We start from the raw sequence: 23,674 nt of genomic DNA on the forward strand, positions 1-23,674 counted from the left end.
GATGGCGTGCGCGGGCGCACCGATCTGTCGCCGGGGAGCGCGAGACCCCGCGCGCGTGGGCGGCGCGAATCGCTACAGCGTCGGCGTTAGCGTGATCGTCGACCCCTGCGGAGCGGTCGTCCCCGCCTTGGGGTTCGTCGCGCGCACCTTGTAGATGTCCCAGTACTTGAAGCCCAGGGGAAGCGTTCCGTCGTCGATACCCGCGTTGACCTCGAAACCGAGCGCCTCGAGCGTCTTCACGGCATCCCGGATCGACATCCCGACGACGTTGCCGGGGATCTCGACGGGCTTGGGTCCGATCGACACGCGCAGAGGGACCGTGTCACCGGGGCGCCAGTTGCCGCCGCCGTCGCGCTGGCCCATGGCGATGACATTGCCGGATGCCACGGAGTTGCTGTACTCCTCGCTCACCGATGACTTCAGCCCGACGCCGTCGAGGGCGCGCTGCGCCTGTGAGCGGGAATCGCCGGTGACGTCGGGGATCGGGCCGAGCGAGACCACGAGCGAGGCCGCGTCTCCCTCGGACACGGTGCAGCCCTGCGTGCAGTCGATCGCATCGCCGCCGGAGCGGGGGATGACCGAGGCGCCCAGGACCGTGCCGTCGGCCGGATCGGCGAACTGACGCTCGGGGTCGCCGGCGACGCCGACGAAAGCCTGCTCGAGGATCGAGCGCACCTCGTCGGCGCTCTTGCCGGCGAGGGCCGGGATCTGGTGGGTCGCCGGTCCGATCGAGACGAAGACGGTGACGACCGTCTCTTTGTCGAGACGTTCCCCGGGGCCGGGGTCGGATCCGACCGTGGTGCCGGAGGGGATCTCGCGGTCGGTGACCTCTTGCGCCTGCGCCTGCAGCTGCTGAGCGGTCAGCAGGGCTTCGGCGTCGGCGAAGCTGCGGCCCGAGATGTCGGGGACGGCGACGAGCGAACCCGGGCCCGATCCGAAGTACCAGCCGGTGAAGCCCGCTCCGCCGGCGAGCAGCAGCACCAGGGCGAGGAGCCACGCGCCCCGCGTCGTGCGCCGGCGCGTGCGCGTGCGAAGGCGCGCGGCGTTGTCGGGCTCGTCGATGGTGGCGGAGGGGAGGGATGCCGTCTGCGGGAGCACCTTGGTCAGCTCGCGCGATTCCGCAGCGCTGGCGGGACCCGTGGTGCCCACGGCCACGGCGCGGGCGACCTGGGGTGCCAGGCCGAGTTCTTTCTCGATCGCGCGGAGGCGCTCGAGCATCGCACCGGCATCGAGGGGGCGATCTCCTGGCTCTCGTTCGGTCGACCAGAGCACGAGCTCGTCGAGATGCTCGGGGACCCCCGGGTTCTTGGCGCTCGGGCGCGGCACCGAGTCGGTGGCGTGCTGGTAGGCGATCTGCATGGGCTGCTCGCCCTTGTACGGCTGCTCGCCGACGAGCATCTCGTAGAGCATGATGCCGAGCGAGTAGATGTCGCTGCGCGCATCGGCGGTGCCGCGGGTGACGAGCTCGGGCGCCAGGTAGGCGATGGTGCCCATGAGCTGGGCGCCGCTGGCGGTGTTCGCCGTGGTCGCGCGCGCCAGGCCGAAATCGCCGATCTTGATGCGGCCGTCCTCGGCCAGCAGGACGTTCTCGGGCTTCACGTCGCGGTGGACGATCCCGGCCCGATGCGCGGCCGCGAGCCCCGAGAGGATGGCATCCATGATCGTGAGGGTCTGATCGACCGTGAGGCGCCGGTGCTCGCGGAGCAGTTCGCGCAGGGTGATGCCCGGCAGGTACTCCATGACCAGGTAGGCCATCTCGCCGTCCTGGCCCTGATCGAACACGTTCACGACGTGGGGGTCGCTCAGTCGGGCGGCCGAACGGGCCTCCTGGATGAAGCGGCTCTGGAACACTGTGTCGTCGCTGAGGTGGCCGTGCATGACCTTCAGCGCGACGCGGCGCTCGAGGCGCAGGTCGGTCGCCACGTACACGGTCGCCATGCCGCCGCGCGCGATGCGCGCGCGGACCCGGTACCGGCCGTCGACGAGACGGCCGATCAGCGGGTCTGCCTGCTGACTCGTGCTCACAGGTCGAGTCTACGGAGCGCCCCCTGTGAGCCCGGGGAGCGGCTCACCCTGACCTGGGGCGAGAAGATCAGCCGAGCGCGGCGAGCCAGGTGGTGGCGGGTTGCTCCCACTGGGCGTACCGATCGGGGTAGGCGGAGATCTGCACCGCCTGCGCGGCGTCGGTGTAGGCGAGCTGCTCCCAGCCGGGAATGTCGAGCAGGCCGCGGGTCGCTGCGCCGTTGGGGTCGGCCGCCCCGCCGTAGAACACGCGGGTCGACCGCTCCCGATCGCGGATCTGGTCCGGCGTCCCCCACCCCGTGCTGGGGCGTTGCTGGAAGAGGCCGAGCGAATCGCGGTCGCCCCAGTCGAGGTTGCGCAGCCACGACTCCTGCATCGCGGTGCCGAGGGCGATGAGGATGCCGCGGTCCGGCACGCCGAGTTCGCGTCCGATCCGGATGATGAGGCGCGCGTTCTCGGATTGCTCCGCGTCCAACCCGGGCGCGGTGGCGGGGGCGACGGCGGCGGGGGCGGGCGCGGGCGATGCCGCGGGGATCTGCAGGACGTCGCCGGGGTAGATGATCGACGCGCGGGTGAGCCCGTTCGCCGTCAGGACGGCGTCGAGCGAGACGCCGTGCGCACGCGCGATCGCCGAGACGGTGTCGCCCGGGCGGATCTCCTGCGACCGGGGCGCGGTGGGCGCGGGCGCGGTGGGCGCGGCAGGAGCAGCCGTGGCGGCGGGCGTGAGCGCGAGGACCTGACCCGGGCGGATGACACTGTCGGACGTCAGGCCGTTCGCCGCGAGGACCGCGGCGGTGTCGAGACCGTGCGCGCGGGCGATGCCCCACACCGTGTCGCCCGCGCGGACCGTGTACGTCGTGGGGGCGGTGACAGCGGCGAGGGTCGGTACCGCGATCGCGCGAGGCACCGGCGGCAGCACGGTTCGCGCCGGTTCGGGTGGCGCGGCGTGAGCGGCGTGCTCGGCGGTGAGGGTCAGGGCGATCGTGCCGGCCACGGCGGCCGGCCAGATGGCAGCCGCGCGGCGTCGCGTGGGCAGGGGGGACTGCGTGAGTCGTCGCATGGTGGGGGGATTCCGTTCGTTCGACTGCCCGACACGCTGGCATGCCTCGGGGCTGATGTCAACGAAAGTGACTGTTGTGACTGCTGTGACCGAGGGGACCGATGCGGTCGCGGGCGGCCCAGGTCGGCGGGAATGCGAGAATGGGGGCGTGAGCGAGACTTCCCGTTACGAGACCGCGTGGCTGACGATTCCCGATCTGGTCGAGTTGCTCGACGAATCGCTCGGACGCGTCCGCCGCCTCTTCGACGAGCACTACCTCGTCGGCTCGCGCCGCGAGGGCGTCTTCAAGGTGCCGGCCGTCTTCATCGTCGACGGGCGCCCGCTCGCATCGCTGCGCGGCACGATCATCGTCCTGCACGACGCCGGGTTCGACCCCGACGAGACCATCGACTGGCTCCTGAGCCCCGAAGAGACCATCGGCATGGCCCCCATCGAGGCTCTGCTCGCCGGACGCAAGAGCGAGGTCCGCCGGGTCGCCGCGACCCTGGCCTGAGCCCTCCGGCGTCAGGCCGTCCGCTCGGTGGCCGCGCGCGCGAGGGCGCGCAGGTCGTCCAGCGCCCTCGTGTCGACCCGCGCATCGGCCAGCGCGACATCGGCGAGGCGTGCGTACTCGGTGATCAGCGCTTCCGTGCGCTCCAGCGCGCCGGTGTCGACGATCGTGTGCTGCAGAGCCGCGATCTGCGCGGGGGTGAGGGCGGGGTCGCCGAGGACGGCGTCGAATCGCGCGCGCTCATCGGTCGGGAGCACCTCACGGGCGTAGGCCACGAGGACCGTGCGCTTGCCCTCGCGCAGGTCGTCGCCGACCGGCTTGCCGGTGACGGCGCTGTCGCCGAAGACGCCGAGGACGTCGTCGCGCAGTTGGAAGGCCATACCGACCTCGTGACCGAAGTCGCCGAGGGCATCGAGCTGGGCCTCGTCGGCGCCGGCGAGAGCTGCTCCGATCTGGAGGGGCTGCTGGATGCTGTAGCGCGCGGACTTGTACGAGGCGATGCGCAGCGCTCGCTCGGCGTGGGTGTCGTCGGAGTAGACGGTGTATGCGGATTCCTCGGCGACGTCCAGGAACTGGCCGATCGTCACGTCGCGACGCATCCGCGCGTAGGCGCGGCGGGTCGGGGCGGCGTGGGGATGGTCTCTCAGGCCCTCTTCGAGCAGGTCGTCGCTCCACGCGACGAGCAGATCTCCGAGCAGGATCGCGCCGGAGCGACCGAACGCGTCGGAGTCCCCGGCCCAGTCGGCATCCTGATGGGTTCTCTGCAGCGCGCGGTGCGCCGCGGGCTGACCCCGGCGGGTGTCGCTGTTGTCGACGAGGTCGTCGTGGACGAGGGCGGCCGCGTGGAAGATCTCGAGCGAGGTGGCCACGGCCAGTGCGGGCTCGTCGAACGCGTGAGCGGCCGGTGCGTCGAGGGCGCGAACGGCACGCCAGCCGGCGAGGCAGAAGCGGGCCCGCAGGCGCTTGCCACCCTGCAGCGCCGACGCTCCCGAACGGGTGAACGTCACGGCCTCTGGGCCCAGTGCGGAGGCGTACGATAGCTGTTCCGAGAGGAACTTGTCGAGTCGCTGGGAAACAGCTTCGATCGGTTCCGGGGAGGTCTCCACAGGCCTAGCCTAGTGATCCAGGCCGCGCGTAGAATCGTCCGCAACGAACAACAGAGGGGGATGCATGCCACTGTCAGAGCAGGAGCAGCGTCTGCTGGACGAGATGGAGCGCCATCTCATGAGCAACGACACCGATGTGGTGTCCGCCCCCAGTCGTGCCCTCAGCTACCGCAACATCGTCCTCGGCTCGATCCTCGTGCTGGCCGGTCTCGGCGGTCTCGTCGCGGGTGTCTCGATCGGGTTCACCACGGGCTTCGTCGGCATCGCCGTCGGCGTCCTCGGCTTCCTGCTCATGGTCGGCGGTGTCGTGTTCGCCGTGACCCCCACCCGTGGCGCCGTCCCGGCGGCGCCCACCGCGGCCAAGCCCCGCCCGGCCCGCGCTTCCGGCTCCTCGTTCATGGACCGCATGAACGAGCGCTGGGATCGCCGCCACGACGGGCCCTGAGCCCCGGCATCCCTCGCATCTCAGCACCGGCTCTTCGGAGCCGGTGCTTTTTTGTGCGCCCGGAAACTCGTCCGCGGGATTCGTGGGGGAGCGAGCAGCGGTCCGCGAATCGCTCCCTTTTCCTCCACCGGGGCCGCCGCCCGCGCGAGGAATCCCCGAATTGCCCCGGAAAGACGGGGGATTCGATCACATAGGCCCGGGTGGTCGAACACAGTACACGGCCGCTGTTCTCCGCAGAAGACCCGCGATTGCCATAGCGAAGTGGAGGACGGTGGAGTAAAGTGGGGGAAACTTCGCAGGCCGGACGAAGGGGGTGGACGCCCGAATGCTGCTCGGAACGCACACACCCAAGCTCGACGACAAAGGTCGGGTCATCCTGCCGGCGAAGTTCCGTGACGATCTCGGCGCCGGAGTGGTGATCACGCGCGGGCAGGATCGCTGCCTCTACGTGTTCAGCACCGAGGAGTTCGAGCGCGTTCACGAGCGGATCCGCGAGGCCCCGCTCAGCAACAAGCAGGCCCGCGACTTCCTGCGCATGTTCCTCTCGGGGGCGAGCGCCGAGAAGCCCGACAGTCAGAACCGCATCACCGTCCCGCCCGCCCTGCGCAGCTACGCGGGTCTCGGGCGCGAGCTCGTCGTCACCGGCGTGGGAGCGCACGCCGAGATCTGGGACGCCGAGGCGTGGAACTCCTACGCGGAGAGCAACGAAGAGACGTACGCCGAGATGGAGCAGGAGGTGATCCCGGGACTCTTCTGACCCTTCGGCTGTGATGCCCAGCCGCTCGCCCTGACGCACTTCCCCGGCGCCAGGTCGATGCGGATGGGGATCAGAGTCCGAAGGTTCAGCCCGACACATCATGGACATCCGCGACATCCACACCCCCGTCCTGCTCGAGCGCTGCGCCGAGCTTCTGGGACCTGCCCTGCAGAAGCCCGGTTCCGTCTTCGTCGACGGCACGCTCGGCATGGGCGGCCACTCCGAGGCCTTCCTCGAGAGGTTTCCCGGCACGCGCCTCATCGGCCTCGATCGCGACACCGACGCCCTCCGCATCGCGGGCGAGCGTCTCGCGCGCTTCGGCGACCGCGTCACCCTCGTGCACACCGTCTACGACGGAATCGCCGAGGCCGTGGCAACCGCCGGAGTCGACAAGGTCGACGGCATCCTGTTCGACCTGGGCGTGTCGTCGCTGCAGCTGGACGTCGCCGACCGCGGCTTCGCCTACGCGCAGGACGCGCCCCTCGACATGCGCATGGATCAGACCACCGGCGTGACGGCGGCGGAGGTGCTCGCGACCTACGGCGAGGGCGACCTGCGCCGCATCTTCGAGCGCTACGGCGAAGAGAAGCTCGCGGGACGATACGCCCGTGCCATCATCTCCGCCCGCGCCGAGGCCCCCCTCGAACGCTCCGGACAGCTGGTCGACGTCCTGCAAGCAGCCACGCCCGCCGCGGTGCTGCGCGAGCGCCACCCGGCCAAGCGCGTCTTCCAGGCGCTGCGGATCGAGGTCAACGCCGAGCTCTCGGTGCTGGAACGGACGATCCCGGCCGCGCTGAGCGTGCTCGGCGTCGGCGGACGCATCGTCGTGCTGTCGTACCAGTCGCTCGAGGACCGGTTGGTCAAGCGCGTCTTCGCCGACGCGTCGACGTCGACCGCTCCGCGCGGACTGCCGGTCGAGCTGCCCGAGCACGCGCCGAAGTTCCGACTCCTCGTCCGAGGTGCCGAACTCGCGAGCGACGACGAACGCGCGGTCAATCCTCGCGCCACCCCCGTGCGTCTGCGTGCGGCCGAGAGAATCCAGGAGGACGCATGAGTGCACCCCAGGCCATCGACGCGGCCTTCCTGCCCGACTTCCCGACGCCCGTTCGCGAGCGCCGACTCACCGTCGTCCCCGCGACCGCGCGCCGTCGGGCCCCTCGGCGCCTCTTCGGCGTGATCGCGGTGCTCGGCGCGCTGGCGATCGTGCTGGTGCAGATGGGTCTCGGCATCCTGACGACGCAGAGCTCCTTCGAGATCTCCTCGCTCACCCAGCAGCAGCGCGACCTGACCTACCAGAAGCAGATCCTCTCCGACGAGAGCGCGGGGCTCAGCTCGCCGCAGTACCTGGCGGCCAACGCCGCAGCGCTCGGCATGGTCATCGACGAGTCGCCGACCTACCTGCGTCTGAGCGACGGCGCGGTCATCGGCTCCGACAAGCCGGCCGACTCCGCATCGTCGGTCGATGCCAAGGGTCGCGGCTCGGTCAGCAACGCGCTGATCTCGGGCGTCCCGCTGGTCACCGATCCGGCAGCGGCCACCACCGAGAACGGCGCGGCGACGCCCGCTCCGGCGGCACCCGGGGCATCCGCACCGGCCGAGGCCGCCCCGACCCCGCAATCGGCGACACCCCCGCCGATCAGCGACGGTCTGCCGACTCCCGCGACACGATGAGAGCCATGACGACGACAACCTCCCGTTCCCCGCGGCGTCGCACCGTCGTCGCCCTCGCGTTCGTGCTGATCGTGATCATCGCCTTCGTCGTCCGCCTGGTCGACATCCAGGTCGTCAACGCGCGCGATCACGTGGACGACTCGCTCTCGATGGGGCTGCAGAACTCCCGCATCGAGTACGCCTCGCGCGGTTCGATCGTCGACGAGAACGGGGTGCCGCTGGCGACCAGCGTCAACCGCTACGACGTGCAGATCGACCCGATGCTCGCCGCCAAGGGAGTGACCACCCGCGACGACGACGGCGACGAGACCACGACCGAGTGGCCCGAACTCGCCGCGCAGATCGCCGGCGTCACCGGCCAGAACGCCGCGGACGTGCAGAAGATCGTCCAGGATGCCGTGGCCGACAACCCCGAGTCGCGCTACGCGATGATCGCGAAGAGCGTCTCGACCGAGCAGTACCGCGCCCTCGTCGACCTCGGGCTGCCGTTCCTCAGCTTCCCTCCCCAGGCCGGCCGCATGTATCCCGATGGCGCGGTCGCCGGCAACCTGCTCGGTTTCGTCGGCAGCGACGGTCAGGCCCTCGCCGGCCTCGAGTCGGCCGACAACGATTGCCTCGCCTCGACCAACGGCAAGGTCGTCTTCCAGCAGAGCCGCGACGGCGTGGTGCTCCCGGGCACCGAGGTCGTGACGCAGCCCGCGGTGGACGGCGGGACCCTCAAGCTCACGATCGACCGCGACCTGCAGTGGTACCTGCAGCAGCTCATCGCCGAGCAGGTGCAGAACACCGGTTCGCTGCGCGGCACCATCACCGTGGTCGAGGCCAAGACGGGCAAGATCCGCGCCCTCGCCGAGTACCCGACGGTCGACCCCAACGACCCCACCGCCACCGCCCCCGAGGATCGCGGCAGCCGCGCGTTCTCGAGTCCCTTCGAGCCCGGCTCGACGTTCAAGGCCCTCACGACCGCGATCGGCCTGGACAGCGGCTCGTACACGCCGCAGACCACGGTCACCGCCTCGGGACGCGAGGTGCTGGACGGCGAGGCGCGGGTGTCCGACGCGTTCTCGCACGGCCCGAACGTCTACACGCCGACCGGCGTTCTCATCGACTCCTCGAACGTGGGTATCTCCAAGTTCGCCGAGATGATCCCCGCCCAGACGCGATTCGACTACCTGCAGAAGTTCGGCATGGGCACGACGAGCGCGATCGACTTCCCGGGGGAGTCGGGCGGCATCCTGCACCCCGTGCAGGACTGGGACAAGCAGACCTTCTTCAACACCGCGTTCGGCCAGGGCCTGTCGGTCACCGTTCCGCAGCTCGTGGGCGCGTACCAGACCATCGCCAACGGGGGCGTGAAGAAGCCGCTGTCGATCGTCGAGGGCTGCACCGCGGCCGACGGCACCGTCACCGACGTCCCCTCGACCGACGGGACGCAGGTCATCTCGACCGACACGGCGAAGGAGGTCTCGCTCATGCTCGAGAACGTCGCCACGCAGGGCGAGCTCGCCTCGAAGATCGCGATCCCCGGCTATCGCATCGCGATCAAGACCGGTACGGGTGAGAAGGTCGACGAGAACACGGGCGCGTACAAGCCCGACGCGTACTTCACCACGATGATCGGTTTCGCCCCCGCCGACGACCCGCAGTACGTGGTCGCGGTCAACCTCGACGAACCGCGGACGGTAAAATCGTCGGCGGCCACCGCCCCCGCGTTCCAGAAGGCCCTCACCCAGGTTCTCAAGTCCTACCGGGTGATCCCGTCCGGAACCACGACCCCCGAACTGCCCAAGTTCGGCTGAGAAAGAGCCCACGTCGGTCTCGTCTCGGTAACGAATGCGACCGGAAAGGGCGTCCCACAGCAATGATCTCCCTCAGCCTCTCCCACCTCGCCGACGTGCTCGGCGGGCGTCTCGTCGTCCGCGGCGACGACACCCCCGACACGCTCGTGTCGGGTCTCGTCGACACCGACTCGCGCCTCATCGAACCCGGCGGCATCTTCGTCGCCAAGCCCGGCGAGACCACCGATGGCCATCTCTTCGTCGGCACCGCCGTCGAGCGGGGCGCGGCTCTCGCGATCGTCGAACGCGAGCTCGACGACGCGGTGAGCCAGATCGTCGTCCCGGATGCCGTGGCCGCCCTCAGCGACCTGGCTCAGGACGTGGTGGCCCGCGTCCGCGAGTCGGGTGAGCTCAAGATCGTCGGCATCACCGGGTCCAACGGCAAGACGACCACCAAGAACCTCCTCGCCCGCATCCTCGAGGACGAGGGCGAGACGGTCTCGCCGCGCGCCTCCTTCAATAATGAAGTCGGCGCCCCTCTCACGATGCTCCGCGTGACCGAGGGCACGCGCTACCTCGTGAGCGAGTTCGGCGCGAGCGCCCCGGGTGCCATCGCGCACCTCGCGGGTCTGGTCACCCCCGACATCGGCGTCGTGCTGATGGTCGGCATGGCTCACGCCGGAGGCTTCGGCGGCATCGAGTCGACCTTCCACGCCAAGAGCGAGCTGGTGAAAGCCACGCGCGAGGGCGGTCTCGCCGTCCTCAACGCCGACGACCCGCGCGTCGCCGCCATGGAGCCGATCGCGCGCGAGCGCGGGCAGGACGTGCGGTGGTTCGGCCGGGGCGAGCGGGCCGAGGTGCGTGCCGTCGACGTCGAGGTCTCGGCATCCGGGACCCGCGCCGATCTGCTGATCGACGGTGAGCCCTTCACCCTCACCTTGCGCGTGCTCGGCGAGCACCACGTGATGAACGCCCTCGCGGCCCTCGCCGCCGCCACGGCGCTCGGCGTGCCCGCGGCCGACGCGATCGCGCGGCTCGAAACCGTCGAGATCGCCGAGCGCTGGCGCATGCAGCCGCTCGGCTCCGATCGCGTGCGCATCATCAACGACGCGTACAACGCGAGCCCCGACTCCATGGCCGCGGCGCTGCGCACGCTCGCGCAGATCACCGGCCCCGACGAGCGCACCGTCGCCGTGCTCGGCGCGATGAGCGAGCTGGGGGAGTACGCCGACGAGGAGCACGACCGGGTGGGGCTCCTGGCCGTCCGCCTGCGCATCCAGCGCATCGTGGTGATCGGCCCCGAGGCGCGCCGCATGTACCTCGAGGCCATCGCCCAGGGCTCCTGGGACGGCGAGGCGGTCTTCTTCGCCGACGCCGACGCGGCCTACGACTACCTCTCGACCGAACTGCGCGACGGCGATCGCGTGCTGGTGAAGTCGTCCAACTCGGCGGGGCTCCGGCACCTCGGCGACCGTCTGGGAGACTTGTTCGCGTGAGATCACTTCTGACGTCGGCTGCGATCTCGCTCGCCTTCACCCTCTTTCTCACCCCGGTCTTCCTCCGGTGGTTCCGCAAGTGGGGCTGGGGCCAGGTCATCCGCACCCCCGAGAACGTGCACAACCCCTCGCACGGGGCCAAGCGCGGCACGCCCACCATGGGCGGCACGATCTTCATCCTCGGCACGATGGTCGGGTACTTCATCGGCTCCTACGCGGGCAACAACCCGCCGACCATCTCGGGTCTGCTCGTCCTCTGGCTCATGCTGGGGTTCGGTGTGGTCGGGTTCATCGACGACTACATGAAGATCCGTCAGCAGCGCAGCCTCGGGCTCTCGGGCTGGAGGAAGATCGCCGGTCAGGTGATCGTCGCCGTGCCCTTCGCGATCGTGGCGTTGAACTTCCCCAACACGGTCGGACAGACCGCCGCGTCGGGATACGTCTCGGTGTTCCGCGACATCCAGCTGCTGTCGTTCTTCGCGCTCGGGCCGATCCTCGGCTGGCTGCTCTACCTGGCCTGGATCTCGCTCATCGGGACCGCGACCTCCAACTCGGTCAACGTCGCCGACGGTCTCGACGGTCTCGCCGCGGGTTCGGGCATTTTCGTGGTCGGGGCGTACAGCCTCATGGCGTTCTGGCAGAACAAGCAGGTCTGCGCCGACGTGCTCGATCCCACCGTGCAGGCCGGGTGCTATGCCGTGCGCGACCCCTTCGACCTCGCGATCGTCGGAGCATCCTTCGTGGGGGCCCTCGTCGGCTTCCTCTGGTGGAACGCGCCCAAGGCGAAGGTCTTCATGGGCGACTGCGGCTCGATGGCCATCGGCGGCGTCATCGCCGCACTGGCGATCTTCACCCGCACCGAGCTTCTGCTCATCCTCATCGCGGGCGTCTACGTCATCGCCTCCGGCTCGGTCATCCTGCAGCGGGCCTACTTCAAGATCACCCGGGGCAAGCGGCTCTTCCTGATGAGCCCGCTGCACCATCACCTCGAGATGCGCGGGTGGCCCGAGGTCACCATCGTCGTGCGCATGTGGATCATCGCCGGTCTCCTCGCCGTCTCGGGCATCGGATTCTTCTACGTCGAATGGCTCTCACGCGTATGACCGACCTCTCCGCGCTCACCAGCTGGCACGCCGACTGGAAGGGCCTGCGCGTCGTCGTGCTCGGCCTGTCGGTGACCGGCTTCTCCGTCGCCGACACCCTCGCCGAGCTCGGCGCCGAGGTGCTCGTGGTGACCGAGCGGGCGGATGCCGAATACTCGCGCCTCCTCCCGGTGCTGGGCGTGAGCCTGCACGAGGGCCCGCTCGACACCGTGCCCGCCGAGATGGCCGCGTTCGCGCCCGAGGTGGTCGTGGCATCCCCGGGGTTCCCTCCGCATCACCCGGTGATCGCGTGGACGCAGGAGCAGGGCATCGCGCTGTGGGGCGACGTCGAACTCGCGTGGCGCGTGCGCGACAAGGTCGTGCGGCCCGACGGGCGCCCCGCCGACTGGGTGCTGATCACCGGCACGAACGGCAAGACCACCACGACGCGTCTGACGGCCGAGATGCTCATGACCGCGGGACAGCGGGCGGTTCCCGTGGGGAACATCGGAACACCCGTGCTCGACGCCGTGCGCGACCCGAGCGGTTTCGACGTCCTCGTCGTCGAGCTCTCGAGCCACCAGCTCTGGTACCTCAACCTGCAGACCGGGCCTGACGCGCTGTCCCCGCACTCCGCGGTCTGCCTCAACCTCGCAGACGACCACCTCGAGTGGCACGGCGGCGCCGACGCGTATCGTGCGGCCAAGGCCGGCGTCTACGCCCGCACGCGCGTGGCCTGCGTCTACAACAAGGCCGACGTGGCGACCCGGGAGATGGTCGAAGACGCCGAGGTGATCGAGGGCGCCCGCGCCATCGGCTTCGACCTCGGCGTCCCCGGCCCCAGCGACCTCGGCGTGGTCGACGGCATCCTCGTCGATCGGGCGTTCCTCGAGGAGCGCGCCACCTCGGCCCTCGAGCTGACGACGGTGACCGACCTCTCCAAGCGGGGGCTCGCGGCTCCCCACATGGTCGCGAACATCCTCGCCGCCTCGGCCCTCGCGCGCTCTCTCGGGGCGACCCCCGCGCACATCCACGACACGCTCGAGCGCTTCCGTCTCGACCCGCACCGCATCCAGGTCGTCGGCGCACACCTCGGCGTGACGTGGGTCGACGACTCCAAGGCGACGAACCCCCACGCGGCGGCCTCGTCGCTCGCGGCCTACCCGGGCGCCGTCTGGGTGGTCGGGGGACTGCTCAAGGGTGTCGACCTCAGCGAGCTCGTCCGTGCCCGTGGTGCGTCGGTGCGGGCGGTCATCGTGATCGGCACCGAGCGCGACGAGATCTTGACGGCGTTCGAGCGACACGCCCCGACGGTGCCGCTGTTCGAGGTCGACCACGCCGAGACTGAAGACGTCATGGCCCGGGTCGTCGAACTGGCGGCGGGTGTGGCCCGGGACGGAGACACCGTTCTCCTGGCTCCCGCGGCGGCATCGTTCGATCAGTTCGCGTCCTACTCCGACCGCGGAGACCGATTCGCCGAAGCGGTGCGGGCGTGGATCGCGGGCCGTGACGGAGATTCTCGACCGCACGATTGAGGGGGACTCGCGTGACCACGACGGCGCCTCCTCCGCGGCAGACTCCCGGCGAACCCGAGCGTGCCGGCCTCGCGGCCCGCGTCTCGCTCGGTCGGGCGTTCCGCCCCGTGCCGAGCGAGTTCCTGCTCATCACGTCCGCGGCGCTCCTGCTGACCGGTTTCGGTCTGGTCATGGTGCTCTCGGCGACTTCGGCCCTCGACGGCGCGCAGAACCCCTTCGACCACGTGCTCAAGCAGGGCGTGTTCGCCGTCATCGGCATCCCGCTGATGTTCGTCCTGAGCCGGGCGCCTCTGCGGTTCTGGAAGCGCATGGCGTGGCCGGCGCTGATCTTCGCGACCCTGTTCCAGCTCCTCGTCTTCACCCCGCTGGGCATCTCGGCGAACGGTAACCGCAACTGGATCAACCTCGCGGGCATCCAGGCTCAGCCGGCGGAGTTCCTCAAGCTCGCCCTGGCGCTGTGGCTCGGCTACGTGCTCTACCGTAAGCAGACGCTGCTCGGCGACTGGCGCCACGTGTTCATCCCGATCGTGCCGGTGGCCGCTCTCGTCATGGCGACGGTCATGGGAGGAAAAGACCTCGGCACCACGATGATCCTCGTGCTCGTGCTGCTGGGGGCGCTGTTCTTCTCGGGCGTCAAGCTGCGCATCTTCGTGCTGCCCGCCCTCGGTGCGCTGGGGGCGGTGGCGCTGTTCGCCATCACGAGCGCCGACCGCATGCGCCGCATCATGAGCTTCCTCGACCAGGACTGCATCGCCAACTACCTCGGCGACTGCTACCAGCCGTTGCACGGCATCTGGGGACTCGCGGCGGGCGGGATCTTCGGTGTGGGCCTGGGCAACTCGGCCGAGAAGTACGACTGGCTCCCGGCCGCGGCGAACGACTACATCTTCGCCATCGTGGGCGAGGAGCTCGGGCTCATCGGCTGCATCGTCGTCCTCCTGCTCTTCGGCCTCTTCGCCGTCGGTGCGTTCCACGTCATCCGCCGCACCGACGACCCCTTCGTGCGCATCGTCGCCGGCGGCATCACCATCTGGATCGTCGGTCAGGCCATGATCAACGTCGCCGTCGTGCTCCGCGTCTTCCCGGTGCTGGGCGTGCCGCTGCCGTTCATGTCGCAGGGAGGGACGTCGTTGCTGTCGGTCCTGATCGGGTGCGGCGTGCTGCTGTCGTGCGCGCGGACGCTGCCCGATCGCCGGGCGGTGAGCGAGACGCCCCCGCGCGCGAAGCGCCGGGCCGCGGCATCCCCCCGTCGTTCGCGCGGCTGACCGCCCCCGCTCGCGACGCGGGCGCGCTCGACCTGGTTAGGGTCGAAGAGTGACGACTTATCTTCTGGCCGGCGGCGGCACCGCCGGGCACGTGAACCCCCTGCTCGCGGTCGCCGACGGACTCCGCGTCCGCGACGCGTCGGCCGACGTCCTCGTGCTCGGCACGCGCGAAGGTCTCGAGTCGCGCCTCGTCCCGCTGCGTGGATACGAGCTGCTCACCGTCGCGAAGGTTCCTTTCCCGCGACGCCCGAACGGCGCCGCCGCGGCGTTCCCCGTGCGCTTCCTGCGCGCGGTCGCCCACGTGCGCCGCCTGATCCGCTCACGCGGCGTCGACGTCGTCGTCGGATTCGGCGGATACGCCGCGGCTCCCGCCTACGTCGCGGCGCGCCGCGAACGCGTGCCGTTCGTCGTGCACGAGGCCAACGCGAAGCCGGGCCTCGCCAACGTCCTGGGCGCCCGGGGCGCGGCGGCGGTCGGCGTGGCCTTCGCGGGCACTCCGCTGCGCGGAGCCCGAGAGGTCGGGATGCCATTGCGGCGGGAGATCGTCGGGCTCGACGCCCCGGCCCTGCGCGCCGAAGCGGCCGCCCACTTCGGGCTCGATGCCGATCGCCCCACGCTCCTGGTCTTCGGCGGATCGCTCGGCGCTCTGCGTCTGAATACGGCTTTCGGGGGAGCGTGGCGCGACGTCCTCGACGCGGGTTGGCAGTTGCTCCACGTCACGGGGCAGAACTCCGACCTGCCGGATCCGGGCGTCGAGGGCTACGCCGTCGTCCGCTACGTCGACCGCATGGACCTGGCCTTCGCCCTCGCCGATCTCGTCGTCTCGCGCTCGGGCGCGGCGACCGTCAGCGAGATCAACGCCCTCGGTATCCCCGCGGTCTACGTGCCCTACGCCGTCGGCAACGGCGAGCAGAGCCTCAACGCCGCCGCGGCCGTGCGTGCGGGGGCCGCTGTGCTCATCGCCGACGCCGATCTCACGCCCGAGCGCGTCCGCTCCGACATCGTGCCCCTCCTCGCCGACGAAGACCGGCGGACCGCGATGCGGGACGCTGCGGCGCAGACCGGCATCCGGACCGGGACAGAGAACGTCATCGCCCTCGTCGACGAGGCGCTCGCGCGCTGAGCCCGCCCTGCGCGCTCCGGCCGGGGCTCCGCCGCCGACGGCACCGGCCCGTTCGTGCGACGAGAACAGGGGATGCCACGGGAACAGGGTGCGTGCGGCGAGATCGGCCTGTCGCCGTGACCTGCCCTGTTCCGGTGACGGGTGGACGGCCGCGGCGCGGAGTCGTCGCGCGAGCCGCCCCCGCACAGCGCGCCGGGGCACCCGCGCAGGATCGGCGACGTAAACTCGCTACGCCATGATCAGACCCGACCTGAGCCTCCCCATCCCCGAGACCATCTCCTCCGCGCATTTCATCGGCGTGGGTGGCTCCGGCATGTCGGGACTCGCGCGCATGTTCCTCGACCGCGGCATCCGGGTCTCCGGCTCCGACCGCTCCGACAGCGCCGCCCTGCGCGACCTCGCCGCGCGGGGTGCGGTGGTCCACGTCGGTCACGACGCGGCTCACCTGGGAGATGCCGACACCGTCGTGCACACCGGTGCGATCTGGCCCGAGAACCCCGAGTTCGTCACGGCCAAGGAGCGCGGGCTGCACGTCATCCACCGGTCGCAGGCGCTGCACTGGCTCATCGGCGGTCGGCGCCTCGTCTCGGTCGCCGGGGCCCACGGCAAGACCACCTCGACGGGCATGATCGTGACGGCCCTGCGTGCCCTCGACGTCGATCCCACCTTCGTCAACGGCGGCGTGATCGCCGATCTCGGCGCCTCGAGCGGTACGGGCGGCGACGACCTCGTCGTCATCGAGGCCGACGAGTCCGACGGCACCTTCGAGCTGTACGACACCTCCGTCGCCCTCATCACCAACGTCGACCCCGACCACCTCGACCACTACGGCTCGCGCGACGCCTTCGACGCGGCGTTCGCCCGGTTCGCGGATGCCGCGAGCGAAGCCGTGGTCATCTCTTCCGACGACGCCGGCGCCCGATCGGTGCGCGAACGCATCACGCACGCGAACGTCGTGACCTTCGGCGAGGACGCATCCGCCGACGTGCGCCTCAGCGGCATCCGGACCGATGGTCCCGTCGGTTTCACCCTCACGGCCGGTGACGAGAGCGTCGAGGTGCAGTTGCGCGTGCCCGGTGCCCACAACGCGGTCAACGCCGCGGGTGCGGTCGCCGTGCTCCGCGTGCTCGGCCATCCGCTCGCCGATGCCGCGCGCGCCGTCGAGGGTTTCGGCGGCACGGTGCGCCGCTTCGAGCTGCACGGCGTGCAGCAGGGTGTCAGCGTCTACGACGACTACGCTCACCACCCCACCGAGGTCGCCGCCGCCCTGTCGGCCGCGCGCACGGTCGTCGGTGAGGGACGCATCATCGCGATCCAGCAGCCGCACACGTACTCGCGCACGCAGGAGATGTACCGCGAGTTCGCCGAGGTGCTCGAGACCCATGCCGACCACACGGTCATGCTCGACGTGTACGGCGCGCGCGAGGACCCCGTGCCCGGTGTGACCGGCGAGCTCGTCAGCGGCGCCTTCGCCGACCCGGCCCACGTGCACTACGTGCCCGATTGGCAGGCGGCCGCTGACTACACGGCCGAGATCGCCCGCCCCGGCGACTACGTGATCACCCTCGGCTGCGGCAACGTCTACCAGATCATCCCGCAGGTGCTCGAGGCGCTGTCCCGCACCGAGGCCGCGGCGGTCTGAGCGTGAAGCGGCCCTCGCCCCTGCCGTCGACGCCGGAGTCCGCGCGCCGCTCCACGCCTGCCCGTTCGGCGGCTTCGCGGCATCCGGGCTCCGCCGACGACACCGCGGCGGTCACGCCCCTCGCTCGGCCTTCCGCCGGCGGCTCGGAGGCGACCGATCCGGATGCCGGGGGAGCGGGGCTGCGCGATGTGTGGCGCGCCTCGCGGGCTCGGCGCCGGGCCCTGTCGGCGGAGGTGCGGCGGTTCACCGTGCGCCAGCGGCGCCGTCGGCGCGTGTGGATCGGGGTCGTCTCGGCATTCCTGGTCATGGCGCTCGGCACCGCGGGGGCGGCATACAGCCCCCTCTTCGCGGTCGAGGACATCGACGTGGTCGGAACCTCGCAGCTCGACCCGGCGGCCGTCTCGGCGGCGCTGAGCGACCAGGTGGGCGTTCCGCTCGCGATGGTCGACGACAGTGCGGTGAAGGCGGCGCTGGTGCGCTTCCCGCTCGTGGAGTCGTACACGCTCGAGGCGCGTCCCCCGCACGACCTCGTGGTGCGCATCGTGGAGCGCACCCCCATCGGTGCGATGCAGTCCGCGGCGGGATTCACGGTGGTGGATGCCGCCGGCGTCGCCCTGTCGACCACCCCCGACGCGCCCACGGGTCAGCCCGTGCTCGACATCGCCGGGGGAACCGGGTCGGCCGCCTTCCGCGCCGCGGGGCGCGTGATTCGCTCCCTTCCGGATGCCGTGCGTTCGCAGGTCACCGCGGTGTCGGCATCGACGCCCGACGACGTGACACTGACGCTCGGCGCCTCGGGATCGAAGGTCGTGTGGGGGAGCGCCGACCGCTCGGCCGAGAAGGCCGTCGTTCTCGACCGTCTCATGCAGAAGAGCCCCCCGGATCGGGCCAAGGAGTACGACGTGACCTCGCCCGAGGCGGGCGTCGTCCGCTGATCTTCGCGGCGATAATCCAACACGCCGCGTGTCGGGCGGGCGGGGTCGTTTCCGCCGCATACCTTCGAGCTAAGGAATTGCATACCGGGCAATTCTTTAACCCTCAACATGAGGTTTAAAGTTTCGGGTTCGGGGACAAACGGAGGCCGGCATGAGCCACAACCAGAACTACCTCGCCGTGATCAAGGTCGTCGGTGTGGGCGGGGGCGGCGTCAACGCCGTCAACCGCATGATCGAGCTCGGCCTGCGTGGCGTGGAGTTCATCGCGATCAACACCGACGCCCAGGCGCTGCTGATGAGCGACGCCGACGTCAAGCTCGACGTCGGTCGTGAGCTGACGCGCGGCCTCGGCGCCGGCGCCGACCCCGAGGTGGGCCGACGCGCCGCCGAGGACCACGCGGAAGAGATCGAAGAGGCGCTGCGCGGCGCCGACATGGTCTTCGTCACCGCGGGTGAGGGTGGCGGCACGGGTACCGGTGGTGCCCCCGTCGTCGCGAAGATCGCCAAGTCGATCGGCGCCCTGACCATCGGTGTCGTCACCAAGCCCTTCTCGTTCGAGGGTCGCCGTCGTCAGAGCCAGGCCGAAGGCGGGGTGCAGCGCCTGAAGGAAGAGGTCGACACCCTCATCGTCGTCCCCAACGACCGCCTGCTCGAGATCAGCGACCGCGGTATCTCGATGATCGAGGCCTTCGCGACCGCCGACCAGGTGCTGCTCGCCGGTGTGCAGGGCATCACCGACCTCATCACGACCCCCGGTCTCATCAACCTCGACTTCGCCGACGTGAAGTCGGTCATGCAGGGCGCCGGTTCCGCCCTCATGGGCATCGGCTCCTCCCGCGGCGCGGACCGCGCCATCAAGGCCGCCGAGCTCGCCGTCGAATCGCCCCTGCTCGAGGCCTCGATCGAGGGTGCGCACGGCGTGCTGCTGTCGATCCAGGGTGGCTCGAACCTCGGCATCTTCGAGATCAACGATGCCGCTCAGCTGGTGAAAGAGGCGGCTCACCCCGAGGCCAACATCATCTTCGGAACGGTCATCGACGACACGCTCGGCGACGAGGTGCGGGTCACCGTCATCGCCGCGGGCTTCGACGGCGGGGAGCCCTCGCTGCGCATCGACGCGGTCGGCGCCCAGCGTCCGGTCTCTGCGCCCGTCGTGCCCGTCATCCCGGCCGACGACGTCGCCCGCGACCTCGACGCCGCCGAGGAGCAGAAGGCCGCCACCGAGCGCGCTCCCGAGCGTCGCCCCGAGCCGGCGCCGGTCACCGCGCGCGTGCCCGAGACCTCGTACGACGGCGGCTACGCCGACGACGATCTCGACGTGCCCGACTTCCTGAAGTAAGAGCGAACGGTACGACGAGCGGGTCCGGTGTCCACCGGGCCCGCTCTCGTCGTCGAAGGAGCACCATGGACACCGCCCTGGCCGACCGCCTCGCCGCCGTCGACGAGCGCATCCGCGACGCCGCCCTGGCGGCCGACCGCGACCCCGGTGAGATCACGCGCATCGTCGTGACGAAATTCCACCCGGCATCCCTCGTCGCCGACCTGCACGCCCTCGGTGTGCGGCACGTCGGCGAGAACCGGCAGCAGGAGCTCACCGCCAAACGCGCGGAGCTCGACGGCATCCCGGATCTCGTCTGGCACTTCATCGGCCAGGCGCAGACGAACAAGGCGCGCGCGGTGCGGGCGGGAGCGGATGCCGTGCACTCCGTCGACCGATCCCGCCTCGCCGACGCGCTGCACGCCGCCGGCGCCGAGGGCGAGCTCCTCGACGTGCTCGTGCAGGTCAACCTCACCGACGACCCGGGGCGAGGGGGAGTCGTCCCCGAGGCCGTGGAAGAACTCGCGGCGCACGTCGCGGAACTCTCGACACTGCGCCTGCGCGGGGTCATGGCCGTCGCCCCGCTCGACGAAGAACCCGCCCGAGCCTTCGAGCGGCTGCGCCGGTGCGCCGACACGGTGCGTTCCGTCGTCTCCGACGCGCGCTGGATCTCGGCGGGTATGACCGGAGATTTCCCCGAAGCCATTGCGATGGGCGCGACACACCTGCGGATCGGCTCCGCAATCACGGGCCCGCGCCCCACGCGCGACTAGCCTCGGATCAGACGAGCGAACGGAGGATGCGATGTCGAACCCCCTCAAGAAGACGATGGTGTACCTGGGCCTCGCCGACGAGGAAGAGACCTATGAGGAGACCGCGCCGCAGCCCATCGCGCGCAAGCAGCCCGCAGCTGCCGCTCCCCTCGAGAAGGCCGCGCCGGTGACCCCCCTGCACCGTCCCGCCGTGGTGCGTCAGCCCGCGGCCGGACCCGTGAGCGAGATCCTCACGGTGCACCCCAAGCAGTATCGCGACGCGCAGACGATCGCCGAGAACTTCCGCGAGGGGATCCCGGTCATCATCAACCTGTCGCAGATGAGCGACGCCGACGCGCGTCGCCTGATCGACTTCGCGAGCGGACTCTCGCTCGGGCTGTACGGTCGCATCGAGCGGGTCACGAGCAAGGTCTTCCTGCTCTCGCCCGAGAACATCGCCGTGTCCGGCGATGGTGCGATCGCGCAGGCCGATCCTGAGGCTGCGCCCTTCGCGTCCCAGTAACAGTGGCCGTTCTGAGCCTCGTCGGCTCCATCCTCAGCGCGATCCTGTTCATCTTCATCGTGCTCCTGCTCGCGCGCCTCGTGCTCGAGTACATCCCGATGTTCAACCGGGAGTGGCGTCCGCGCGGCGTCACCCTCGTGTTGGCAGAGATCGTTTACACCGTGACGGACCCGCCCATCAAGCTGATCCGTCGCTTCATCCCACCCCTGCGCATCGGGGGGATCGCGATCGATTTCGGTTTCGCGATCGTGATGTTCGTCTGCTTCATGCTCCTGAGCGTGACGCGGTCCCTCGCGGCCGTGTGACCTCTTCGCCGCCGCTTCTCCACCGGTGATCTTCGACACCGGTGGAGGGCGGCGGCTATGCTGTTCCGAAGCGGTACGCCCCGGTGCGACACCCCCACAGTTCCGACATCAGAGCTCTCGAAAGAGGAAACACCATGGCACTGACCCCCGATGACGTCGTCACCAAGCAGTTCCAGCACGTGCGCTTCAAGGAGGGCTTCGACCCCGACGAGGTCGACGACTTCCTCGACGAGATCGTCGTCGAGTGGCGCAAGACGATCGCCGAGAACGAAGAGCTGAAGGCCAAGCTCGCGGCGTACGAGTCCGGCGAGGCCGCTCCGGCCGCCGCCGAGGCCCCGGTCGAGGCCCCCAAGGCCGAAGAGCCCGTCGTCGAGACGCCCGCTCCGGCACCCGTCGCTTCCGCGTCGTCGAACGACCTCGAGCCCGCCGCCCAGAGCGCCGGCATCATCGAGCTGGCCCAGCGCCTGCACGACGAGCACGTCGCCGAGGGTAAGGCCCAGCGCGACCAGCTCATCGGCGAGGCGCAGGCTCAGGCTGCGTCGATCGTCGCCGAGGCCGAGCAGAAGGGCCGCGAAGAGCGCGCCCGTCTCGAGAAGGAGCGCACGACGCTCGAGGGCCGTATCACCGAGCTGCGCAACTTCGAGCGCGACTACCGCTCGCAGCTGCGTTCGTACATCGAGGGTCAGCTCCGCGATCTCGACACCACCGCGACGTCCTCGGGCTCGACGCCGGTGTCGGCGATCGGTCTGTAGGCCGACTCTTTGCGCAGTCGACCTCCTCTGCGTACGGCGGCGGCCGGCATCACCATCGCGATTCTCGCGGTGCTGGTGCTGGCCGCCGACCAGTTTGCGAAGAACGCCGCGATCGCCAGCCTCCCATCGGAGCGCGTGGTCCCGATCATCGGTGACTTCCTCCAGTTCTATCTCGTCCGTAATCCGGGCGCGGCGTTCTCGCTCGGCGAGGGCGTCACCTGGGTGTTCACGATCGCTCTCGCCGTGGTGGCGTGCGTGATCGTCTATCTCGCCGTCCGTCGCGTGCGTTCGCGCCTCTGGGCCATCGCGCTGGGCCTGCTCCTCGGCGGTGTGCTCGGCAACCTCACCGACCGCCTCGTGCGAGAGCCCGGCTTCCCCGTGGGTCACGTCGTCGACTTCATCTCGACGCCGTGGATGATGCCCGCCATCTACAACGTCGCCGACATGTTCATCGTCACGATGATGATCTCGGTGGCCGTGCTCGTCCTCTTCGGGCTCAAGCTCGACGGGACGCGCGAGACGAAGGCGTCGCGTGCCGCGGTGGATTCCGCCGAGGGCGACGTCGAAGCCCCCGTCGACCCGGGCGCTCGCTGACATGGAATCGCGGAGCCTGCCCGTCCCCGACGGGCTCGACGGGACGCGCATCGATCAAGGCCTGGCCAAGATGCTCGGATTCTCGCGCACGTTCGCGGCCGAGGTGGCCGACGCGGGCGGCGTGAGCGTCGACGGCCGGGTGGTCGGTCGCTCCGACCGCCTGCGCGCCGGCAGCTGGTTGAGCGTCGAGTGGGAGCCCCGGCGCGAGCCCGAGATCGTGCCGGTCGAGGTCCCCGATCTGGGGATCGTGCACGACGACGACGACATCGTCGTGGTCGACAAGCCCGCGGGCGTCGCCGCTCATCCGTCGGTGGGGTGGGAGGGACCGACCGTGCTCGGGGCCCTCGCCGCGGCGGGGTTCCGCATCGCCACGAGCGGCCCCGCCGAACGTCGTGGCGTCGTGCACCGCCTCGACGCGGGCACGAGCGGGCTGATGGTGGTCGCCAAGACCGAGCGGGCGTACACGCTGCTCAAGAGTGCTTTCAAAGAGCGCGAGGTCGACAAGATCTACCACGCGGTCGTGCAGGGGCACCCCGACCCCCTCGCGGGCACCATCGATGCGCCGATCGGCCGGCATCCGCACCACTCGTGGAAGTTCGCGGTGACGCCCGACGGCAAGGACTCGGTCACGCACTACGAGACGCTCGAGGCCTTCCCGCGCGCCTCGCTGCTCGAGATCCATCTCGAGACCGGGCGGACGCACCAGATCCGCGTGCACATGGCGGCGCACCGCCACCCCTGCGCCGGTGATCCGCTCTACGGCGCTGACCCCACCCTGTCGGCGCGTCTCGGCCTGACGCGGCAATGGCTGCACGCCCACCGGCTCGCCTTCGCCCACCCGGGAACGGGGGAGTGGGTCACGTTCGAGTCTCCCTACCCGGCGGATCTCGCGCACGCCCTCGAGCTGCTGAGCGACGGGGTCTGACGCCTCGTCGACGCACGACGCGGGCGACGGACGTCGAGGCATCGGCGACGCGCCCGGGGGAGCGCGTCGAACTGGACAGCGGCTGCGAACTTCCGCGG

At 70.4% G+C, this 23,674-nt stretch carries 23 protein-coding genes; 20 read left to right on the top strand and 3 right to left on the bottom strand.

Features of this window, described 5'->3' with window-relative positions; genetic code table 11:
• Positions 1–72: 72 nt before the first annotated feature.
• Positions 73–2,025: a Stk1 family PASTA domain-containing Ser/Thr kinase gene (gene pknB, locus J2X55_RS08640; protein WP_309822895.1), complete on the bottom strand. Its 1,953-nt coding sequence runs from the start codon at positions 2,023–2,025 to the stop codon at positions 73–75.
• A 67-nt stretch (positions 2,026–2,092) separates the two neighbouring features.
• Positions 2,093–3,082: a LysM peptidoglycan-binding domain-containing protein gene (locus J2X55_RS08645; RefSeq protein WP_309822896.1), complete on the bottom strand. Its 990-nt coding sequence runs from the start codon at positions 3,080–3,082 to the stop codon at positions 2,093–2,095.
• 148 nt (positions 3,083–3,230) lie between these two features.
• Here J2X55_RS08645 and J2X55_RS08650 point away from each other — a divergent pair, with 148 nt between their 5' ends.
• A complete protein-coding gene (locus J2X55_RS08650) occupies positions 3,231–3,575 on the top strand; it encodes an Rv2175c family DNA-binding protein (RefSeq protein WP_103210659.1) in 345 nt (114 codons plus the stop codon).
• Positions 3,576–3,586: 11 nt separating this feature from the next.
• On the opposite strand, the gene J2X55_RS08655 is transcribed toward J2X55_RS08650, so the two are convergent.
• Entirely contained in the window at positions 3,587–4,678 is a 1,092-nt protein-coding gene (locus J2X55_RS08655; RefSeq protein WP_309822897.1) for a polyprenyl synthetase family protein, read from the bottom strand.
• A 64-nt stretch (positions 4,679–4,742) separates the two neighbouring features.
• Here J2X55_RS08655 and J2X55_RS08660 point away from each other — a divergent pair, with 64 nt between their 5' ends.
• From J2X55_RS08660 to J2X55_RS08750, 19 genes are all read left to right on the top strand, one after another.
• A complete protein-coding gene (locus J2X55_RS08660) occupies positions 4,743–5,123 on the top strand; it encodes a DUF3040 domain-containing protein (protein ID WP_309822898.1) in 381 nt (126 codons plus the stop codon).
• 325 nt (positions 5,124–5,448) lie between these two features.
• Positions 5,449–5,880 carry a division/cell wall cluster transcriptional repressor MraZ gene (mraZ, locus tag J2X55_RS08665; protein WP_115920512.1) on the top strand — a complete coding sequence of 144 codons (432 nt, stop codon included), beginning with the start codon at positions 5,449–5,451 and terminating at the stop codon, positions 5,878–5,880.
• Positions 5,881–5,980: 100 nt separating this feature from the next.
• Positions 5,981–6,934 (top strand): 16S rRNA (cytosine(1402)-N(4))-methyltransferase RsmH, encoded by a 954-nt coding sequence (gene rsmH, locus J2X55_RS08670; RefSeq protein WP_309822899.1) that lies wholly within the window; start codon positions 5,981–5,983, stop codon positions 6,932–6,934.
• Positions 6,931–7,551: a hypothetical protein gene (locus tag J2X55_RS08675; protein WP_309822900.1), complete on the top strand. Its 621-nt coding sequence runs from the start codon at positions 6,931–6,933 to the stop codon at positions 7,549–7,551. The genes rsmH and J2X55_RS08675 overlap by 4 nt, the downstream gene beginning before the upstream one ends.
• 5 nt (positions 7,552–7,556) lie before the next feature.
• Positions 7,557–9,350: a penicillin-binding protein 2 gene (locus tag J2X55_RS08680; protein ID WP_309822901.1), complete on the top strand. Its 1,794-nt coding sequence runs from the start codon at positions 7,557–7,559 to the stop codon at positions 9,348–9,350.
• A 62-nt stretch (positions 9,351–9,412) separates the two neighbouring features.
• On the top strand, positions 9,413–10,825 hold the full coding sequence (gene murF, locus J2X55_RS08685; RefSeq protein WP_309822902.1) for a UDP-N-acetylmuramoyl-tripeptide--D-alanyl-D-alanine ligase: 1,413 nt from the start codon (positions 9,413–9,415) through the stop codon (positions 10,823–10,825).
• The gene (mraY, locus tag J2X55_RS08690) at positions 10,822–11,928 is read left to right on the top strand and encodes a phospho-N-acetylmuramoyl-pentapeptide-transferase (protein ID WP_115920517.1); all 1,107 of its coding nucleotides are present in this window, start codon (positions 10,822–10,824) and stop codon (positions 11,926–11,928) included. The genes murF and mraY overlap by 4 nt, the downstream gene beginning before the upstream one ends.
• A complete protein-coding gene (murD, locus tag J2X55_RS08695) occupies positions 11,925–13,442 on the top strand; it encodes a UDP-N-acetylmuramoyl-L-alanine--D-glutamate ligase (RefSeq protein WP_309822903.1) in 1,518 nt (505 codons plus the stop codon). Before mraY ends, murD begins: the two co-directional genes overlap by 4 nt.
• A gap of 11 nt (positions 13,443–13,453) precedes the next feature.
• Positions 13,454–14,707 (top strand): putative lipid II flippase FtsW, encoded by a 1,254-nt coding sequence (gene ftsW / locus J2X55_RS08700; protein ID WP_309822904.1) that lies wholly within the window; start codon positions 13,454–13,456, stop codon positions 14,705–14,707.
• Positions 14,708–14,756: 49 nt separating this feature from the next.
• Entirely contained in the window at positions 14,757–15,830 is a 1,074-nt protein-coding gene (locus J2X55_RS08705) for a glycosyltransferase (protein ID WP_115920521.1), read from the top strand.
• A gap of 235 nt (positions 15,831–16,065) precedes the next feature.
• Entirely contained in the window at positions 16,066–17,472 is a 1,407-nt protein-coding gene (gene murC / locus J2X55_RS08710; protein WP_309822905.1) for a UDP-N-acetylmuramate--L-alanine ligase, read from the top strand.
• A gap of 2 nt (positions 17,473–17,474) precedes the next feature.
• On the top strand, positions 17,475–18,407 hold the full coding sequence (locus tag J2X55_RS08715) for an FtsQ-type POTRA domain-containing protein (protein ID WP_115920525.1): 933 nt from the start codon (positions 17,475–17,477) through the stop codon (positions 18,405–18,407).
• Between the two features lie 151 nt (positions 18,408–18,558).
• On the top strand, positions 18,559–19,746 hold the full coding sequence (gene ftsZ, locus J2X55_RS08720) for a cell division protein FtsZ (RefSeq protein ID WP_074694330.1): 1,188 nt from the start codon (positions 18,559–18,561) through the stop codon (positions 19,744–19,746).
• Between the two features lie 65 nt (positions 19,747–19,811).
• Complete coding sequence (locus J2X55_RS08725; RefSeq protein ID WP_309822906.1) at positions 19,812–20,498, top strand: YggS family pyridoxal phosphate-dependent enzyme; 687 nt, start codon at positions 19,812–19,814, stop codon at positions 20,496–20,498.
• A 31-nt stretch (positions 20,499–20,529) separates the two neighbouring features.
• Positions 20,530–21,000 (top strand): cell division protein SepF, encoded by a 471-nt coding sequence (locus J2X55_RS08730; RefSeq protein ID WP_115920529.1) that lies wholly within the window; start codon positions 20,530–20,532, stop codon positions 20,998–21,000.
• Positions 21,001–21,002: 2 nt separating this feature from the next.
• Complete coding sequence (locus J2X55_RS08735) at positions 21,003–21,305, top strand: YggT family protein (RefSeq protein ID WP_094733641.1); 303 nt, start codon at positions 21,003–21,005, stop codon at positions 21,303–21,305.
• A gap of 134 nt (positions 21,306–21,439) precedes the next feature.
• A complete protein-coding gene (locus tag J2X55_RS08740; protein ID WP_115920531.1) occupies positions 21,440–22,057 on the top strand; it encodes a DivIVA domain-containing protein in 618 nt (205 codons plus the stop codon).
• A gap of 9 nt (positions 22,058–22,066) precedes the next feature.
• The gene (gene lspA, locus J2X55_RS08745; protein ID WP_115920533.1) at positions 22,067–22,651 is read left to right on the top strand and encodes a signal peptidase II; all 585 of its coding nucleotides are present in this window, start codon (positions 22,067–22,069) and stop codon (positions 22,649–22,651) included.
• A gap of 1 nt (position 22,652) precedes the next feature.
• Positions 22,653–23,576, top strand: a complete 924-nt coding sequence (locus J2X55_RS08750) for an RluA family pseudouridine synthase (RefSeq protein ID WP_115920535.1) — start codon at positions 22,653–22,655, stop codon at positions 23,574–23,576.
• Positions 23,577–23,674: the final 98 nt, after the last annotated feature.

Origin of the sequence: Microbacterium sp. 1154 (genome assembly GCF_031455375.1) — a bacterium.
Classification (GTDB): Bacteria; Actinomycetota; Actinomycetes; order Actinomycetales; family Microbacteriaceae; genus Microbacterium.